Raw genomic sequence first — 19619 nt, forward strand, 5'->3', positions numbered from 1 at the left:
ACGCTACCTCAGTCGCTTGGCTAGCTCCTGGAACTCGCGGTCCGGGTTCCCGAACCTGTGCATGGTCATCGACACCGCCTGCTCACGCACGTAATACCGCTGCTCCACCCGGCCGCTCACGGTCACCGGTTCGGTAATCAGCGTGACGTTGATGTGACGCGCCGCCACCTCAACCAGCTCCCGCGGCACGTCACCAATCATTCGCACGCGCACACCCATCGGGTCACTCACGGAATCCAACCGCGAAGCGAACGCCGCAGCGTCGCTGACGTCCACCTCGGGCGCCATCAGACCTTCACCGGCTTCCGCGCGAAGTTCCTCAATGACACCCTTGACCTGCGGGAGCACGTCCTCATCCACTGACCACTCGATGGGCGCACCCACCCTCGCAGCCGCGAGCGCACACCGACGCATGCGCGCTTCCAACTCAGGCACCTCGGCTACAGCCCCCGCACCCACCCGCACGATCACGGGGCAGGGACGGTACCGCAGAATGTTCGCCTCGGCTTCAAAACCGTTGGGGTCGTGCGCCACGCCAAACTCGGTGTCCCATGCCTCCCGGTCGCTTTCCAGCGCCCGGTCTACCCACGCCGAGGTCGCCGCCGCCCCGTCTGTCCACGCGCCTAGCATCATGAGGTAGTTGGGGCCCCCGGCCTTGGAACCGAGTCCCACTGTGGATTTCTTCCACCCGCCAAAGGGTTGCCGTTCCACAATGGCGCCCGTGATTGACCGGTTGACGTACAGGTTGCCCGCATCCACACGGTCCAGCCACGTTTCAACCTCGGCAGTGTCCAAGGAGTGAATACCGGCCGTAAGCCCGTAGTCCACGGCGTTCTGCAGCTCGATCGCGTGGTCCAGCGAGTCGGCGCGTATGAGCCCCAGCACCGGGCCAAAGCATTCGGTGAGGTGAAAGAACGACCCCGACTTCACACCAGTTTTCACACCCGGCGACCACAGGCGCCCCGAGTCGTCCAACTGCCGCGGCTCGACCAGCCACTCCTCACCCTCCTCCAGCTGGGTGAGCGCGCGCAGGAGCTTTTCAGACGCGTCAACCGCCAGCGGCCCCATTTCCGCACGCAGATTCGTGGGCACGTCCACCACCAGCGACTTCGCGGCGTCGACCAGTTGCTTCCGGTAACGCTCGGACTCAAAAACCGAACCCACCATGATTCCCAACGAGGCTGCCGAACATTTCTGCCCCGCATGCCCAAATGCGGAATACACAAGGTCGGCCACGGCCAAGTCACGGTCGGCAGACGGGGTAATCACGATCGCGTTCTTCCCACTGGTTTCCGCGTTGACCTGCAAACCAGGCCGGAACGATTTAAACAGCTGCGCGGTTTCCGAGGCGCCCGTCAGAATCACCCGGTCCACCGCCTCGTGCCCAATCAGCGCCCGCCCCAAGTCGCCCTCCATCGACGGCGCCAACTGGAGCGCGGACTTGGGCACCCCGGCCTCCCACAGGCATTCAGCAATCAAGGCGCCGCACCGCGCAACTGCCCCGGCCGGTTTCAGGATCGCCGAGGCGCCCACAGCCAACGCTGCAACCGCACCTCCCGTAGGAATCGCCACAGGGAAGTTCCACGGCGGAGTCACAACGATCACCCGGTCTGCTTCAAAGTGCACGCCGTCGCGTTCCTGGATACGTTCGAGTTCGCACGCCTGCCTTGCGTAGTAGCGGATGAAGTCGATCGCTTCGGAGACCTCGGGGTCTGACTGCGCCAAGGTCTTGCCCGCTTCATGCGCCATGACGCTTAAGAATTGCCCGCGTTTGGTAGCGAAAATATCTGCTGCCCGATCCAAGACTGCTAGCCGGTCTGTAGCGCTCATGGAACGCCATTCGTGCTGGTCGCGGGCGGTTTCAACGCACCGGTTGACGTCCTCAACTGAGGTGAAAGGTTGGGCTTGCGGCTGGTCTTCCAGCCAGCCTGGCGCACTCGACTTCTCCATGAAATCCTGCACCCATGCTTGGTTAGCTGGCAGAGAAATGTCGGTGTCGGGTTCGTTGCGGAAGTCGGTTGAGTTGGTGCTGGCGGGGTTGGTGTGAGCTGGGCTAGCCCCAGCGCGGCTGGTATCGGTCTCGCTGCCACCGGCACGGGCTTCTCGCCCCCGGTCCTGTGTGCGGTTGGGGGTGGGCGGCTCACCAGTGGCCAGCAACTCGCCGAGGTCGTTGACAGACGCACGGAACCTCGCCTCCTCTGTCTGGAAGGCGGGGCTACCGTTGGCGATCTCAAAAATTGAGGCCATGAAGTTCTGTGGCGAAGTATTTTCTTCAAGCCTGCGCACCAAGTAGCTCACGGCGGCGTCAAACTGATCGGGATGCACTGCCGGCACGTACAGCAACAGGTCTCCCACGTCAGCCGAGATCACCTCGGCCTGCTTGGTGGCCATTCCCTGCAACATCTCAAACTCAACGCGGTCCGTGAGCCCCCGAGCCGCGCTGAGCTCATGCGCGAACGCGATGTCGAACAGGTTGTGGCCGGCAACACCCATGCGCAGACCCGCGGTGTTGTCAGCAGTGAGCACCCAGTGGAGGATGCGTTTGTAGTTGGCGTCGGTGGCCTGCTTGGTGGGATTGACGGTAAGCGGCCAGTTGGCGAGTTCGGCGTGAACCCGCTCCATGGCCAGGTTCGCGCCCTTGACCAGGCGCACCTTGATTTCCGCGTCACCAGCCTCAACACGTGAGCGGGCAAATTCGCTCAGCCGTTGGATTGCAGGCAGGGCATCTGGGAGGTACGCCTGAATGACGATCCCGGCTGACAACTGGTGGAACTCTTCTTCCGACAGCAGGCGCATGAACACGTCGATGGTGAGGTTGAGGTCGTTGTACTCCTCCATATCGAGGTTGATGAACTTAGCGCCGCGAGCCGCTTGTTCTTCACTCCCCGCCTGCTCCAGTGCCTGACGGTACAGCGGACGCAAACGGTCCACAACGTAGGTGACCGTTTCGTCATAGGACCACATGTTGATGCGGCTGGCCACGGACGACACCTTAATGGACACGTAGTCCACATCGTCGCGGGCCAGCAGATCGTGAGTCTGTTCTAAGTGGTTGTCGGCTTCTTCTTCACCTAGGACTGCTTCTCCCAGCAGGTTGATGTTGAGCCGGTGGCCACCACGTTTGAGCATCGCTACGGTTTTGCCGAATTGCTCAGGACGCGCATCGACCACCATGTGTCCCACCATCGTGCGCAGGCGAGCGCGCGCAGCCGGGATAACGAGATCGGGCATGGACGTAGCGAGCGTGGCACCCGCTTGGATCTGCGCGCGGTCCGCAAGCGACATGCTCTCTGGGGTCAGGCGAGCCACTTCAGTGAGCGCACGTGCCGCCGCTTTGGTGTCTTCGATTCGAATGACCCGGTCCACAAAACCACTGGTGAAAGGCAAACCGTTAGGGTCAGACAACACAGCTGCCAAGCGTTGCTCTTGTTTGACCGATTGGACGCTTGCGTTCCGAGGTGGTGCAGACTTCGCGCGCCTTGCTGACTTCGCGTGCCCTGCTGACCTTGCCGACTTTGCGGTGGACAAGCGCAACCAGCGTCGCACCCGGTCAACTGCCTTGTTCGCCAACTCGGCCAGTTCGCTGTTGGCCGGGTTGACCAAATCGGTTGGGTCCAGTTGGGGGTCGCCCTGCGTGTGTGGAGCGTGATTCACAGTGCATCCTAACTGGGAAACTCACCCTGCTGAACACAGCCTGCGAGCAGGGCCTGCTGGTCTCGTACCTAGCAGTTCTACCAGCAACTTTGCCAGCAAGAGCAAGCGTCCCGTGACTCGTTTATTCGTCTTTGAAAATCGATTGTTAGAACGTTCGCTTTTCGTTCGGTGATCCCAGGCTACCCGCCGCACGGCGCAAAACGAGCAAAACTACGCAATATATTGCGCCGTATTGATCGTTTTGCCCCGTTTCACCCAACGAAAAAGCGCAAGCCAAAAAGCTCAAGCCCGACACATCACGTGCCGGGCTCGAGCTTTCACTTAAAGATCAGTGCTGGTTTGTTAACGCCGGTCAATCAGCGCCACCTCACCAGCACCACTGATCAGTGCTCGTCGTAGTGACCTTCGTGTTCTGCGTGGCGGTGACCTTCGTGAACGTAGTCAACGTGGTCACCGTGCTGAACGGCTTCGTGGCCACAGTTTTCACCGTGCTTGTGGTCTTCAACGGTGTGTTCTGCCTGCTTGTGTTCGGTTCCAGCGGTCATGACTGCCTCCTTGATGAGTCCGCTCGGGCGAGCTGTTCTTGTGCCTCTATTCTGCCACACATATCAACGCATAGCAATCCATTTATATGAATCAGTTTTGACCCCTCTCCGCAAGCTGCCCGCTGGCGCTTAAGATAAGTGTTGTCCAGTGGGAGGAGCCAGCATGACTGTTGAAATGCACGCCGCAATTGAGCAACTCGAAGACGAACTTGCAAGTTCGCACCTGGATTCGGTGCATCTCGATGTCATTAATCATCTGGCAAAACAAATCCCCACCCACGAACTCACACGTCTAGTCAGCAACCGTCCCATCGTCCAGTCGGCAGTGCTTTTCCGGGTCCTTAAGAAGGACGAAGCCCTCACCGTTTTTGAAAACCTCCCACCCAGCTATCAAGCCGACCTCATCCAAGCACTCCGCGGGCCAGACGTAGCAGAGATCATCGAGGGCCTCGACCCGGACGACCGCGCGGAACTTTTCGGCGAACTCCCTGCAATCGTCGTCAAGTCCATGATGAAGGGCCTGTCTCACGACGAGCGCACCAAAACGTCGATCGTCTTGGGATACCCGCGTGACGCGATCGGCCGCTACATGTCACCGGAAGTCCTGTCGCTACACGAAGACTGGGACGCCGCACGCGCCTTAGAAGTTGTACGTGAACGCATTGAGGAACCAGAAACCGTCTACCTCCTACCCGTCCTTGCCCGAGGTCGCAACCTGGTAGGCGTCGTGTCCCTCCGTACGTTGGTGGGGGCTTCACCTGATACACCAGTGACTGAACTGATGCGCGAACCGTCGTCTGTTGAAGCCATGACCGACCGTGAAGATGCAGCGCGTAGCTTTCTGGATCAGCGGCTCATTGCGATGCCTGTTGTTGATGCCGAGAATCGCCTATTAGGCATTCTCACCATGGATGACGTTCTCGACATCGTCGATGAAGAAGACGCCGAGGACGCCGCTCGTGGATCTGGTTCGGAACCTCTGGACCGTTCCTACATGTCCTCGACCATCTTGCAGATCGTCAAGAGTCGCATTGTGTGGTTGTTGGTGTTGGCTGTTTCAGCCGTTCTGACCGTGCAGGTTCTTGACCTGTATGAGGATCGACTGTCACAGGTTGTGGCCCTCGCCCTGTTCATCCCATTGCTCACGGGAACCGGAGGTAATGCTGGCAACCAAGCTGCAACCACGGTGACCCGCGCACTGGCGGTTGGTGAAGTGCGTGTGCGTGACTTGATGATGGTGATGTGGCGCGAGGTTCGCGTTGGCGCCTCTCTGGGATTGGTGCTGGGAAGTCTAGGGTTCCTGATCTCGGGTCTCATTTACGGGTTCCAGCTGGGTTCCGTCATTGGGCTCACCCTGTTGTGTATCTGCACGATGGCCGCGTCCGTGGGCGGGCTCATGCCCATCTTGGCGAAGAAAGTAGGCGCCGACCCGGCCGTTTTCTCAAACCCCTTTATTTCGACTTTTTGTGACGCAACGGGTCTCATCATTTATTTCACGATCGCTACAGTTGTTCTGCACCTGCACTAAAGCAGGGATGCTGCACCGCTCAACTCACGAGGAGGAAACCCGTGAAACAACTGCACAACAGCGACCTCGTTCATTTTGGGTCGGATAATTATGCGGGTGCGCATCCGGAGGTGCTCGATGCCTTAAGTATGGCCTCGGGCGGACACGTGCCCGGCTATGGAGACGACCCATACACAGAGCGTTTACGCGAATGGGCCCGTGAAACTTTTGGGGCCGACGCCCTCATTTTCCCCGTGTTTAACGGCACTGGCGCAAACGTCGTTTCGCTTGCCGCACTCAACCCCAGGTGGGGGCATGTAATCGCGGCGCCCTCAGCACACATCAACACTGATGAAACCGCCGCTCCGGAGTCCACAATTGGTATCAAGGTCAAACCGGCGCCTGCTGTGAATGGCAAGTTGACTCCCGAAACAGTCGCCGACGCACTCTCCTGCCGCGATTTCGTACACGAAGCCCAAACGACCTCGGTCAGCGTGTCTAACTCCACTGAGTTGGGCACCGTCTACCAGGTGGAGGAGTTCCGGGCCATCGCCGAGGCGGCCCACACCTCGGGCTTGTCAGTTCACCTTGACGGCGCGCGGCTTGCATGCGCGGCGGCCGCCACGGGGGCGGATTTGGAAGAATTGACCCGCGGCGCTGATGTCATCTCTTTAGGCGCGACGAAGAACGGCGCGTTGGGCGCGGAGGCGGTCGTGGTGCGCAATCCCGAGGCGGTGTCAGGGATTCAGTATCTGAATAAGTCGCTGTTGCAGTTGCCGTCGAAGGCGCGGTTCGTTTCAGCGCAGTTGCTGGCCCTGTTCGATGGGGATCTATGGTTGCGCAACGCCGAGCACGCGAATGCGCAGGCGGCGAAGTTGGCCACCGGCCTCATTGAGGCCGGTTTCAGCGTGCCGGTGCAGACGCAGGCAAATGCAGTGATCGCAAGTATTGAGCCTGAGTTAGTGGAGCGCGTGCTGTCGCAAGGTGTAATTTTTTATGCGTGGCCGTTTGTGGAAAACGGAATTCGACTCATGACCGCGTGGGACACCCCGGACTCTGCAATTGACCAACTGATCAGCACTTTTGTTGCCGCGAGGGATGAGTTAACACAGCATTCGAAGGGTTGAACAGCGATTCGCGCGGTGGGTGGTGTGAAAAACTGCGTCAGTGCCTCGTGTTTAGATCCCACATGTAAAGGTGATGGCCTTTAACCCGAAGGCCACGGACTTGATTGGAGTCACCATGCCAGCACAGAAGAATCAGCCAATTCACCAATCCACGCCCATGTTTCACAGCTTTGAGGCATGGGAAGAGCAACCTCTTGAGAGCAAGTGGGTCTACACGTTCGACACACAAAACTTCTACCAGCTCGCAAGCGCGTCGCAGATCATGGATTTGATTCAGGGTCTGCAGCACGACGAATTCCTGATCGTGGAGAATGTCCAAGACCCATCGCGCTTCACGCAATGCAAGCGTCAGGACGGCGGATTTATGGCTGAAGCAGCCATGCCTCACCAGCTCACCGGCTTTGGAGATAACCCTGAACGTCTAGTTGTTTCCATGGCCACGTGCTACCAGATCATGTCCCATTATGTGACGTCTAATGGGAGCGCACCAGCGTTTGAGTCGCTGTACACGTTCCCCATCGAAACGTACTAGCCAAAAAGGTGGGTTGTAGCGACTTCACAGCACGTGACCCCTCGCTACAACCCATCTGGCTGGCATTAGTTGGGTGCTTTGATTGAGTCCCTAACTCGAATGTGTAACTGATCACGTTCTTGTTGAGTTTTACGTGCTATATCTAGAAATCACTTCGTCGCGTACACAGCCGTAATCTGATGACGCGACGAACACAACCGAACACTCCCATCTGAGAAGTCAGCAGAAGGTGATCGCATGTCGACAGCGCAGTCAGCGACCGACAAGCCAATCAAGACCAGCATCCCCATCCGCATGCACGATATGCCGTGGTCACGGTTCCACTGGATGGTCATCGTCGGCTTGGGTACCGCATGGATTCTTGACGGCGTTGAAGTCCAGATTGTTGCAGCCGGAGGTTTCGAGTCCTCGCTCAACATGACCACGTTGCAGGTCACATTCGCTGCGACCATCTACCTGCTTGGCCAGGTCACAGGAGCGCTCCTGTTTGGGCGACTCACCGACACGCTGGGTCGCAAGAAAATGTTCGTACTCACGCTGTTCTTGTACCTAATCGCATCACTGATCTGTGCGGCTTCCCCAGCACCGTGGTTCTTCTATATTTTCCGGTTCATCGCCGGTATGGGAATCGGCGGTGAGTACTCCGCTGTGAACTCCGCGATCGACGAACTGATCCCCGGCAAACAACGCGGACGCGTTGACCTCGCGATTAACGGAACGTATTGGTTGGGTGCGGGTATTGGCGCTGCGGTAAGTAGCGTGTTCCTCAACGAGGGGTACTTCGACCAAAACATTGGTTGGCGTCTCGCGTTCCTTGTGGGCCCAATCCTGGGTCTGGGAATCATTTACCTGCGCCGTCACATTCCGGAAAGCCCGCGGTGGCTGGCCAAGCACGGTCGTGAAGAAGAGGGCGAAAGGATCGTGCAAGCCATTGAGCAGGAGGTCAAAGACTCCGGCCGTGAACTCCCCCAGCGCACTAAGGACGATTACATTTGGCTTCGTCGCACTGAGGGCCTGAACTTCAAGCAACTCATCTGGGTGTTCTTCAAGCTCTACCCCACACGCACAGTGTTGGGTGCAACCCTGATGATCACGCAGAGCTTCCTCTATAACGCCATCTTCTTCACGTACTCCCTGGTCCTGCAGAACTTCTATGACCTGACAGCCGCAGAGGCCGCGCTGTACTTCTTCCCGTTCGCGCTTGGAAACCTGCTGGGCCCCGTACTGCTTGGCCCGCTCTTTGACACGGTGGGTCGCAGGAAGATGATCGCCGGGTGCTACAGCATCTCCGGTGTGGTATTGGCAGTCTCGTCACTCATGTTCGTCAACGACATGCTCAACCCGCTGACCCACACGCTGTTCTGGTGTGTATCGTTCTTCTTCGCATCCGCCGGGGCTTCGGCTGGATACCTGACAGTATCTGAGATCTTCCCTCAGGAAGTCCGCGGGCAAGCAATTTCGTACTTCTTCTCGATCGCCCAGATCGCCGGCTCGTTGGGACCCGTCTTGTTTGGTGTCCTTATTGGTGACGGAACCTCGCGCGAACCCATGATGTGGGGATACCTGCTGGCAACCGGTGTCATGCTCATCGGTGCCGCAGTCGCCGCCGTATGGGGTGTCGACGCAGAAGGTAAGTCGCTCGAAGAAATCGCGCCGCCGCTGATCGAATTCGACGATGATGGAAACGAGATCTCACACCTGCCCAAATAAGTTTCATGAAAGGGTGAAACTATGACCACCGACCCTCGCTCACAAAACATGCAGAACCAGGCAGAAAACACCTCGGCGGGGGAAAACCTGGCCGAAAACGCCGGCCAGCCAGACCCCACCACGGAACCACCTGCCACGGGAGTCACCGAAGAATCCCGCGAATACGTAGTGGTTGTGGGGGTGTCAGACACGTCCAATTCGCCCACAGCGCTGGCGTGGGCCATGGATATGGTGCGCGCCCGAGGCGGTCGACTGATCGCGGTGCGCGCATCTACCGCTGGGGGCGGGTTCAATGCGTACGCCTCGGCGCCGGCTACCGGCCGCAGGCCCTTGGAACCGGAAGTGGCGAAACTGAAGGCCGATGTGATTTCGGTTCTTGGTGCAGAAGCCGTCGAAGGCCCTGATGCCGTGGTTGACGTACACGTTTTCCGAGGTGAAACATCGCGAGTGTTGCGCAACGTGAGTAAGAACGCCAGCTTGTTGGTGCTCGATGCGCCTCGCAACCCCGTCACGCAGCCGCTGTTGGCACCGCGGGTGGTGTACAACGTGGACTGCCCTGTGGTGATGATGCCACCTACCATTTCTGGCGACCGCCCCAGCCGCTGGATGCGGGCGTTTGACTCGATGGGTCGGGCGATTGCGCGAGGCACAGGCACCGCGGGCCGCCCCGGATTGGGTGGGCACCTCTAGGTCGCCGCCCCGGATTGGGTGGGCACCTCTAGGAACGGGCGCTCCTCGTGGCACAATAGTCGGAACTTCCGTATCCACAGTCAGAGGATTCCCCTATGCACGACCGCATCACTCTCCGGTTTCTTGCGGCCCCCACAGATGAAACAAAAGACGGCTTAAGCATTCAGGCGGGACGAGTTCTCGAGTGGATCGACAAGGCGGGATTCGCGTGTGCGGCTGGGTACAGCGGGCGCTATTGCGTCACTGCGTACGTGGGTAATGTGCACTTCTCACAGCCCATCCGCCCTGGTGAGTTAGTGGAAGCGTCTGCGCGGATCATCTACACGGGACGCACCAGCATGCACGTGTTGGTCACGGTGGAATCGGCGAACCCGCGCACGGGCGAGTTTGCGCTGGCAACGCACTGTCTTCTGGTGTTCGTGGCCATGGACGACGACCGCAAGCCAGTCGAGATCCCTAAGTGGCGCCCGCGCACACGTGAAGACGAAGAGCTGTCAAAGGATGCGTTGGAACGCATCGAAGCGCGCAAAGCGATTCACGACGTTACGCTCGCCCAAACCTTCAGTAATGAAGGCACAACACCTGAGCTGACCCTGCGGTTCTTAGCGAACCCGTCAGACGTGAACTGGGGTGGCAACGCGCACGGTGGCATTGTCATGCGTTGGCTGACTGAATGTGCGCAGGCCCTGTCCACCAGTTTTGTTGGCCAATCCACTGTGTGCGTGTACACCGGTGGCGTGCACTTTCACGGACCCGTTCACATTGGTGATGTTGTGGAAGTCGACGGGCGGATCATTCACACTGGGCCTCATTCGGTACACATTTCGCTGCGCGTGCGTTCTGCGAACCCGCGCGATATGAAGTTCCGGCTAACCACCCGCTGCACCATGATTTTTGTTCACATCAACGAACTACGTAGGGCGTCCGAGGTGCCTCAGCTGAAACTGAGGAGCGCAGAGGACCGACTGCTCGACGCTCACGCCGTGGACCTGGTTGCTCGCCGCAAACGCCTCCCTCGCCTGCCACTGCCCAGGCGGTAACCCCCGCCGAGGTGGTCCGCGGGCAGGACGCGGGGGATCCGGTTAGTCGTCCGTGTTGACGACTCGGGGCTGAGTTTCGTCTTCTTCGGGCTTGCGTACAAAGATCGACAGCACCACGGCTACCATCGCGATGATCATGGCGAGGCGGAAGGCCGAATGTGCTCCCGGTTCACCGGCTTGGACGACGGTGAGTCCGGCGGTGGCACCCGAGTGGAGTGAGGCCGAGTAAATGCCGATGAGCAACGCGGTTCCTGCCGCACCGGCCACTTGTTGCAACGTGTTGAGCACTGCTGATCCGTGCGAGTACAAGTGGCGTTGCAATGAGCCCAGAGAAGCCGAAAACAGTGGGGTGAAGGATCCGGCCAGGCCAAGGGCCATGACGATCTGCGTGGATACGATCCACCACACGGGGGTTTGCGAGCCCACGGTCGAGTATGAAAGCAGTGCGACGGCAACGAAGATCGTGCCGGGGATCAGCAGGATCTTAGGGCCTCGGGCGTCGTAGATGCGTCCCATGAGTGGACCCAGTAGGCCCATCAGGATTGAGCCTGGCAGCATCACCAGGCCAGACTGGGTGGCTTTCAACCCTACGACCGATTGCAGGTATAGGGGTAGGAGCGAGAACGTTCCGAACATGGACAGCGCGATGATGGCCATGATGGCCACGGAGACCACGAAGTTGCTGGACAAGAACACGCGCAGGTCCAAAAGCGCGCCGTTGCGTTTTTGCAGGGACAGTTGTCGCAAAATGAACAGCACCAAAATCAGGAGGCTGGCGCCAAGAATCGTCCACGTTCCGAGTGGTGAGGAAAGGAAGCTACCCAACTCTCCCCCGCCGGAGCTGCCGGGGGCAGATTCGGGTGGGGTCACCTCGGCGGCGGAACCACCCTTTGCGAACTGATTGAGGGCAAACACGATCCCCCCAAAAGCGAACGCGGACAGCACCACGGAGAGCACGTCGATGGGGGCGGTGGTGGTTTCGCCCAGGTTGGCGAGCCAGCGCCAGCCCAGGATGAGCGCGACGATAGCGATAGGCAGGATGATGCCAAAAAGCCAGCGCCAGCCCAGGGTGTCCAGCACGATGCCGGACATGGTGGGGCCGATTGCGGGGGCGAGGGAGATGACCATGCCTACTCGGCCCATCATGCGTCCGCGCTGGTGAGAGGGCACGACTTCCATCATGGTGGTCATGAGGAGGGGCATCATGATGCCGGTGCCGGAGGCTTGGATGACGCGGCCGGCCAGCAGAGGGAGGAAGCCGTGGGACACCATGCACACGGCGGTTCCCAGACCGAATAGGCTGGCGGCGGCGAGGAACACTTGGCGGGTGGTGAAGCGTTGAATGAGAAACCCGGTGGTTGGGATCACCACTGCCATGGTGAGCATGAATCCGCTGGTGAGCCACTGGCCTTGTTCAGGTGGGATGCCCAGGGTCTTGTTCAGGGTGGGAATGGCGATCGCCATGGTGGTTTCGTTGAGGATCGACACGAAAGCGGCGACGAGCAGTAGCCAGATGGCGCGCATTCCGGCAGGGTCGATCGCATCGTTGCGGTTGGATTGACTGCGGTTGGTGGAATGGTTGCGGTCAGGACCGGGTGAGTTATTGCGACGACGCGAGAGCACACACAAACTCTACGCCACTGGCGGGCTAGGTTGCTTGGTGACGCTCAACACGCGCCGAACACGCACCTAAAAAGATCCAGCCCACTCCCAACGAATGTCGGGGCGGGCTGAACGATTGCATTAAGTATAGCCCCGCACGCACCACCTACACGCGTGAAAACGCGAGCAACCCGTCCGCCCGGTAAGCATCGATCCGCGCGAGCGCTTCCAACAAATCAATGTCGTGGTTCATCGACAAAGCAAAAGCAGCGCGGACAGTGGCAAACATGTCAAATATGGCGACGGTCGCCAGGTCATGAGCAACATCCTGGTCAAATTCGACTTCCAAACGGCCGGCCAGGGTTTCAATCAGCGACCGCTGCACGTCGTTGTGGTAGTTGACAGACAATTGCGCCAGCTGAGGTTCCCGTCGCATGACCTTGCGCTTAAGCGTGCGAACTGACCGGTCCGGTGTGACTGATTCGAGGTACGCCCGCTGGACAACTGCTAGGGATTCGGCAACGTCTTCGTTGACGGGCCGGTCGTGTAGAACTTTGACAAGGGCCACGTCCGAGGCGGGCTCGGCTCCCAGCACCACGGCCTCTTTACTGCCCCAATAGTTAAAAAGGGTCCGTGCGGACACACCTGCGCGTTCAGCGATCTGTTCAACCGTGACGTTGCTCAACCCGTGTGCGCTGACCAGTTCGAGTGCCGCACGGTGCATGGCGTCGCGGGACTCGCGTTTCCGTTTCTCGCGTAGACCCTGGGGTTGTTCTTGAGTGTCCATGTTGTTCCTCGCACTCATGCTAGACAAGCACCTGTTCACACGTGGCATTCGCTCCCGAGCTCAGTGGCGAACTCAGCCGGACAGTCGGGCGCAACACAAGCGTTCCGTTCGTCACAATTTTGGGTGCTACTACTTCACTTTTCAACCGAGCAGGCATAAACTCAATTCGTCACAAACTTTCACAGACTGCAAGTTTTTCAGGACGGAGTTCATGGTCGAACCTTCCCGCGCATCAGGCACCAACGAATCTACCCAAAGTGCAACGAGTCGCACTCGCCTGGAGCTTCCTGATGAAAACACCGCTCCTGAAGCGATTGACCATGACTCCACAGATACCCCGCGCGAGTTCACAGGGCTTGACCGTCAAGGCAAGCTCGTCATCGCCGGACTCATGTTGGGAATGTTCGTGGCCGCGATCTCCCAAACCATCGTAGGACCAGCGTTGCCACGAATCGTCGCTGAGCTCGGTGGCATGGAACACTACTCGTGGATCGCAACGGCTGCGATGCTGATGTCAGCAGTGACCGTGCCGGTGGTGGGAAAACTGTCCGACATGTACGGGCGCAAGATCTTCTACATCGGCGGCCTGGTGGTGTTCATGCTGGGAGCAACGCTTGCAGGAATGGCCACAAACTTCTGGTTCCTCGTGTTCGCTCGCGCCCTCCAGGGCGCGGGGATGGGAACCCTCATGCCGCTGAGCCAGACGATTATCGGAGACATCATCCCACCTCGGCAGCGGGGTAAATACCAGGGGTTCATGGGGGCGACGTTTGGGATCGCCTCGGTCGCGGGGCCACTTTTGGGCGGCTGGGTGACGGACACGCTGGGGTGGCGCTACTTGTTCTACCTGGCGTTGCCCATTGGAGTTGTCGCACTGGTGTTCCTGGCAAAGTTCATGCGCTTGCCAAAGCATGAAACCTCTGGCGGACTGGATTACCTGGGCATCATCACCCTGACGCCGGGGCTGGTGGTGGGGTTGCTGGCGATCTCGTGGGGTGGAAACACGTACGAGTGGAGCTCCCCAGTAATTCTTGGCATGGGGGCTGTGTCCGTTGTGATGTTGGCCGCGTTCGTGTGGGTTGAGACCCGGGTAGCGAACCCGTTGATTCCGTTGCGCATGTTGCGGAGTTCTACGGTTTCGCTGTCGATTCTGGCGTCGTTTTTCATTGCGGTTGCCATGTTTGGGGCGATTATTTACATCCCTGTGTATGCACAAGGCGTGTTGAGCGTTTCAGCTACGCAGTCGGGGGCCATTCTGATTCCGCTGAATGTGGCGATGATTGTGACGTCGATTCTGATGGGCGTTGTGATCACCAAAACCGGCAACTACAAAGTGATCTTGATCGTGGGCTCCCTGATGTTGCTGGGTGGCTATGTGCTTTTATCGATGCTGACGTGGCAGTCGAACCTGTGGGATCTTACGCTTGCGATGACTATTGTGGGCATGGGCTTAGGCATGTGCATGCAGACATACACGCTGGTGGTGCAGAATGCGGTGGACCGCACTGAACTGGGGGTCGCAACTGCGGCGGTGCAGTTCTTCCGCAACGTTGGGTCAACGATTGGGATTGCGGTGTTGGGCTCGATCATGAGTGCAGCGATGGTGCCCAAGATTCAGGAGCACTTGCCCGCGGGGGCCAAGGGGATGGGCGGTGCCATGGGTGCGGACTCAGGGGTGGGTTCGGCTTTGGATCCGGCGAAACTTGAGTCCTTGCCAGGGCCAATTGCTGATGCCATTCACCAAGGCATGGGTGAGGCCATGCACTTGGTGTTCGTCAGTGGCGTGCCTTTTGTTGTGGCTGCCCTTGTGCTGGCGTTGTTCGTCAAGCAACTGACCTTGCGGACAACCCACTAGGCGGGTGTTTTCTGGGCCGCCCGTTCCCGAGGTGGTAGAAGTGGGCCTGCACCTCCTGAACCGCCGCCTGCCAGTGTGAACTGATTTCTCAGTGCACCTGGCGGGCGCTGGTTAAGGGGAAGGCGCGGGCCCTTGTTGTGTCGGACTTAGCTGTTGCGACGGCGCACAGCTGCAAGCAGCGCAACACCAGTGACAACGAGCAAGCCCGCCGTCAGGCCGATCGGCAGGACCGACGCACCCGTACGTGGCAGGAAGCCGCCGTTGTTCGAAGCGGTGCCATTTGAACCATTCGAGGCGCTGTCACTGGAACCGCCCGAGGTGTTGTTCGCACCGCTGTCCGAACCGCCATCATTGACATCGGCAGGGGCTTCAGTCTGCTTGTCATCAGGCTTACCAGTGTCGTCAGTGTCGGACTCACCAGGCTTGGCTGGGTCGTTTGGTTCCTGCGAAGGATCCTTACCGGGTTCCTCACCAGGTTCCTCCGAAGGCTTTGGTGCAGGCTCCTGCGTTGGTTCGTCAGAAGGCTGCTCGCCGGGCTGTTCACCTGGCTGCTCGCCGGGCGCTTCACTCGGCTGTGCGCTTGGCGCCTCGCTTGGCTTCTCACCGGGCTCCTCACTCGGAGGGGTCGAACCGTCACCGTCATCACCAGCTGACTTGTGGTCCACGACGAACGTGAGCCGTTGCGTCTTAGCTGTCGCGTCGCCACCAGCGCTTCGCGCACCACCTGTGGCCTGCTTTGCGCGCGCCGTCACATCGATCGAGTACGTTCCAGGCTTGGTGAACGCCCATGCCGTGTGCATGTGCGTGCCAGGTGGGAGTGGAATGTCAGAAGCCTTGTCGCTCGACGCGTACATGGTCTGAATTGCACCCAAGGTCTCTGTGTAGGCAAACCACTTGCCACCCTTAGGAGCCCTCACTGGTGTGAGCGTCATCGTCGCACCATCGGGATACTTCGCGCGGTCCAGAGTTTCGCTTGAGAAACCTGGCCACACACGACCTGGCTGTTGAGCCTGCGGAAGAATGTAGAGCTCGGTGCCCTTAGGACCTAGGACGTCGTAGCTTGGATTAGCGAGCACGTTGCCTTCACGCTTAACTTTCGCAAGCTTCGTCACTTCCAGGGTCGTTGAGTCGATCGTACGAGTCACGGACTCCGTTGCGTGCTGACGCGAATCGTCGCCCAGCGCTACCGAAAGCTCGCCGTTGACGTCCATGGCGCGCAAGTCCACATGCCCGTTGTTGATAGTGACAGGCGTATTCAGGAGACTTTCGTCAGAACCGTCGTTTCCGTCATCCGGGTTGGGCGTTTCGTTGTCCTCTCCTGGGTCCGGGGTGGTGGTAGCTCCGCCGTCAGAGAACTGGGTCTGGACAGGTTTGCCCGTGCCATTCACCTGTCCAAGGTCAATGGTTTCCGTGTTACCGACTGTGGCGCGCGGCTGCGGCTCCAGTGTCAGCCGTAGCGTGTACTGGTCTCCCTTGCAGTATTCGCGATCTACCTGGAGACTACGACGCCCAGGACCACTTACGACATCAACCGAACAGGTCGGTTCGTCGAAGCCTTCTTCGTAAAAGCCACCGGTCACGTTGTAGATGAGCGAGTCATCTGCGGGTTTCGTGTCGATTGTGACCAGATTGCCGTCACCTTGCGTGTGCGCGTTGACGGACACGTCACGCGAGCTGACCTGCACTTCGCCTTGCGAGAAGTCACCGGCAGGTGCGTCCGGGGTTTCCATGGGGAACTGCCCCGCAGCCTGTGTAGTCACTGCTTTTTGCCCGGTGCTCGTTGTTAGAGGCGCACTGACCCAGCGTGCTGCCCCCTTGGTGGGCACAAACACGGCCTGGAACGCCGAGGTGTTGGACCCGATCATTTCGCTCCACGTTGCCTTGCCACCTGTGACGGGAACTTCGGCGAGGTGGTAGCCGTCGATGTAGAACACGACCGTGCCTTCAGCGGCGTCGTTACCGGCGTTGAAGGTGAGGTCGGTGAGGTTCTTGTCTCCATCTTTTTCGCTACCGGAGTGTGGGGCGATGGTGAAGCTCGGAGCGGAAGGTCCGGTGACGCCTGCGGCTTTGTCGTAGGCAGTCTTGACGTCGCCGAGTTTTTCGTCAGCAGGATTCGTACCGCCCACGCGCCACACCAGCGTGGTAGGTTTCGAGGCGGTGAAGGCGCCGGCAGTCGTCCGCGCACTTGCGTCGAAAGTGACTTCGTAGCGGCCCGGCTTGGTGAAGGTCGTGATGTTGTGGGTGTGCGTGCCCGGGTCGAGCCACACGGTACGTGAAACCTTGTCGTGGGAGGAGAACAAGCGAGTGACGGGCAGGTTCCCGAACGTCGAGTAGTTGAACATGTTCATTTCGCCGGGGCCGTTGAAGCCCACGAGCTCCAGGGCAAAGTTCTTGTCACGGAACTGCTCAATAGGAACCCCAGTGTCAGCGCCAAAGCCTGACCAAATGGGGCTGTTACCGGGCCCGGGGACCTGTGGCGCCATGTAGAGAAGCTGGCCGTTCTTGCCAAGGAAGCCGAGGCGGTGGTCGTCTGTGACAGGGAAGATGTAGTTCTGGCTACCGTCGTAGTTATACCCACGGCCGACCCAGTTGGAGGTCTTGTCCAGCGGAGCAGTTTTCCCGTTGGACTGTGAGTTGATGTCGAATGTGTTCGTCGCTTTATTCCAAAAAACTTTGGGTGCGTCAATGTGTGCCTTCGTCTCGACGCTGCGATCGTCATCTGGCCCCGCGAAGGCAGGAACAGTGGCGAACGAAAAAGCAGTGATCGCAACAGCCGCGAGCGAGGCACAGGCTGCACGAAGTGCGCGCATGAACCCCTCCTTTAGTGATAAGAAATCTCACTGACAAGAGCCAGCGAAATAACATTATCTTGACACAAGGATCCTTGCCACATAAATAAGTACCCACGAATGCTATGCAGGGTCGCTTATACGCCGCTTCGAGTCGATAAAACAAGGTCAATGCGTGGGGTGGTGACACTAAAGTGCACACCCTCTTAGATAGCGGTTTAAGCGCAAAAGGTAGCGACTAGGGAACGCACGGGGCCTGGCCTCCTTGCACATGTCCCACAGGTCTTACACCTTATTTCCGCAGTGTGAGTTTCGGTAACGATTTAACGATCTTCACCGTCTCCACACTCACATGGGTGACCTTCTTGATGAGGTCCACAATGTAGCGCGGGTTGCCGTGCTCCAGGCCCCAATCATTGGGGTCATTGACAATGCCGGAAGCCTTGTCAGTCTTCACCTGGTAGCGGTCCAGGATCCACTCCAGCGCGGAACGTGACCCGAGCAAGTATTCGTGAGCCTCATCCGGGATACCCGTCAATGTGATGTTGTCGTTCACCACAATCTGCGTTTTATCCGGCGTACGCGTCTTCCCGCCCCAACGCAACTTCTGCACACGATAGAAATCTGGGTCGCCGGCATCACCGAACGCCGTTTCTTCACCTAACGGATACTCCGGTTGCTCCTCATAGCGGATGTGCAGTTCCAGCAGATGCTCGCCGGCTTCAACGAACTTGCGGAAATCCTCCGCGGTGTCCGGCAGTGGGATCCTGGGCAACTGGCGTTTAAGGTCCGCCGCATAGGTGCTTCGGTACTGCTCCGAATGCAACAGCGCGTAAATGCTTGCGAAGATATCGTCCTTTGTGACCTGCGCACCGAACGCCTCTTGATAGCGGGCAAGTGCGTCATCGGAAATGTTGTCGATGCGCCTATAGCCGTTCACGACGGTGTCGCTAGTCGGTTTCCCGCCGACGGCACGCTCGTCATCGGCTGGCAGGGCGACGTGGCGCGTAACTGGGACGGCGAGCGGCTGGTCAGCGACGCCGTGTTCAACGGCCGCGAGTGGCGCATCAGCGCCGCCGAGCGGGCCGGTGCCGGCGAGCTGCGGATCCAGATCCTGCCGCCGGTTGTGGGGTCACGGCCGCCCGTGTGGAGACCCCGGGCGCGCTACCGCTGTCGCCAGACGCTACCCCTGTCTGCAGGCGCTGCCGCTGTGTGTAAAGCCCGCCACTATGCGGGCGGGGTCTGAAGCGGACGGTAGCTTCTGGAGCCAACGGTAGCGTCAGCGAGTCGGAGCATCAGGAGTACCCGCAGCGAGGATCTTCACCAAGGTGTGAGTGCCGACCAAGATGGTCGGGCCCAGCAGGACGGCGGTGAGCATCGTGGTTCCCAGGCTCACGAGCACATCGGGGGCCCCGGCCTGCACCCCCGTCGCCCAGATCCAGACGAGCACCGCGGCCACGACTGCTGCCAGCAGAGCGATCCAGCGCCAGGGTGAGGGCGACACCCTGCGCAGCTCGCGCAGCAACTTCGTCTGCCACCAACTGGCAATCGCCACCAGCACCAGGCACAGCACCAGCAACGTGCCGAACCCGACCCGAACCAGGAGGACCAGGTCGCCCGGCACCGGCATGGTCAGCACGGCGAGCACCAGCCCCAGTACCAGGCAGCCCAGGTACAGGATTATCCAGACGAACGGAACCTGCTTCTCAGATGTCCATCGAGGGTTTGCGTCGTAGGTCATTGGCCCATTATTTCACGCCCTGAGTCCAGGGTCCTGAACC

Annotated in this window: 14 protein-coding genes; 7 read left to right on the plus strand and 7 right to left on the minus strand. The window is 59.4% G+C overall.

The window, feature by feature from the left end:
- Positions 1–3 precede the first annotated feature (3 nt).
- Both MHX53_RS02455 and MHX53_RS02460 read right to left on the minus strand, forming a co-directional pair.
- The gene (locus MHX53_RS02455; protein ID WP_239271162.1) at positions 4–3654 is read right to left on the minus strand and encodes a proline dehydrogenase family protein; all 3651 of its coding nucleotides are present in this window, start codon (positions 3652–3654) and stop codon (positions 4–6) included.
- A gap of 383 nt (positions 3655–4037) precedes the next feature.
- Positions 4038–4199, minus strand: a complete 162-nt coding sequence (locus MHX53_RS02460; RefSeq protein WP_239271163.1) for a zinc transporter permease — start codon at positions 4197–4199, stop codon at positions 4038–4040.
- A 163-nt stretch (positions 4200–4362) separates the two neighbouring features.
- Here MHX53_RS02460 and mgtE point away from each other — a divergent pair, with 163 nt between their 5' ends.
- The 6 genes from mgtE (at position 4363) to MHX53_RS02490 (ending at position 10805) form a co-directional block, all read left to right on the plus strand.
- The gene (gene mgtE / locus MHX53_RS02465; RefSeq protein ID WP_239271164.1) at positions 4363–5727 is read left to right on the plus strand and encodes a magnesium transporter; all 1365 of its coding nucleotides are present in this window, start codon (positions 4363–4365) and stop codon (positions 5725–5727) included.
- A gap of 41 nt (positions 5728–5768) precedes the next feature.
- On the plus strand, positions 5769–6833 hold the full coding sequence (locus MHX53_RS02470; protein WP_239271165.1) for a beta-eliminating lyase-related protein: 1065 nt from the start codon (positions 5769–5771) through the stop codon (positions 6831–6833).
- A 73-nt stretch (positions 6834–6906) separates the two neighbouring features.
- Positions 6907–7365 (plus strand): hypothetical protein, encoded by a 459-nt coding sequence (locus tag MHX53_RS02475; protein WP_239271166.1) that lies wholly within the window; start codon positions 6907–6909, stop codon positions 7363–7365.
- A 237-nt stretch (positions 7366–7602) separates the two neighbouring features.
- The gene (locus MHX53_RS02480; RefSeq protein WP_102239355.1) at positions 7603–9075 is read left to right on the plus strand and encodes an MFS transporter; all 1473 of its coding nucleotides are present in this window, start codon (positions 7603–7605) and stop codon (positions 9073–9075) included.
- Between the two features lie 21 nt (positions 9076–9096).
- On the plus strand, positions 9097–9765 hold the full coding sequence (locus MHX53_RS02485; protein WP_239271167.1) for a universal stress protein: 669 nt from the start codon (positions 9097–9099) through the stop codon (positions 9763–9765).
- Between the two features lie 95 nt (positions 9766–9860).
- On the plus strand, positions 9861–10805 hold the full coding sequence (locus MHX53_RS02490) for an acyl-CoA thioesterase (protein WP_239271168.1): 945 nt from the start codon (positions 9861–9863) through the stop codon (positions 10803–10805).
- Between the two features lie 42 nt (positions 10806–10847).
- On the opposite strand, the gene MHX53_RS02495 is transcribed toward MHX53_RS02490, so the two are convergent.
- Entirely contained in the window at positions 10848–12329 is a 1482-nt protein-coding gene (locus MHX53_RS02495) for an MDR family MFS transporter (protein WP_239271302.1), read from the minus strand.
- A 244-nt stretch (positions 12330–12573) separates the two neighbouring features.
- On the minus strand, positions 12574–13194 hold the full coding sequence (locus tag MHX53_RS02500) for a TetR/AcrR family transcriptional regulator (RefSeq protein WP_239271169.1): 621 nt from the start codon (positions 13192–13194) through the stop codon (positions 12574–12576).
- 211 nt (positions 13195–13405) lie between these two features.
- Here MHX53_RS02500 and MHX53_RS02505 point away from each other — a divergent pair, with 211 nt between their 5' ends.
- Entirely contained in the window at positions 13406–15049 is a 1644-nt protein-coding gene (locus MHX53_RS02505; RefSeq protein WP_239271170.1) for an MDR family MFS transporter, read from the plus strand.
- Between the two features lie 146 nt (positions 15050–15195).
- Here MHX53_RS02505 and MHX53_RS02510 read toward each other — a convergent pair whose 3' ends face one another.
- From MHX53_RS02510 to MHX53_RS02520, 3 genes are all read right to left on the minus strand, one after another.
- Positions 15196–17859, minus strand: a complete 2664-nt coding sequence (locus MHX53_RS02510) for a choice-of-anchor M domain-containing protein (protein WP_239271171.1) — start codon at positions 17857–17859, stop codon at positions 15196–15198.
- A 271-nt stretch (positions 17860–18130) separates the two neighbouring features.
- The gene (locus MHX53_RS02515) at positions 18131–18778 is read right to left on the minus strand and encodes a type ISP restriction/modification enzyme (protein ID WP_239271172.1); all 648 of its coding nucleotides are present in this window, start codon (positions 18776–18778) and stop codon (positions 18131–18133) included.
- A 339-nt stretch (positions 18779–19117) separates the two neighbouring features.
- Entirely contained in the window at positions 19118–19579 is a 462-nt protein-coding gene (locus MHX53_RS02520) for a hypothetical protein (protein WP_239271173.1), read from the minus strand.
- Positions 19580–19619: the final 40 nt, after the last annotated feature.

Origin of the sequence: Brevibacterium sp. ACRRH (genome assembly GCF_022346365.1) — a bacterium.
Taxonomy (GTDB): domain Bacteria; phylum Actinomycetota; class Actinomycetes; order Actinomycetales; family Brevibacteriaceae; genus Brevibacterium; species Brevibacterium paucivorans.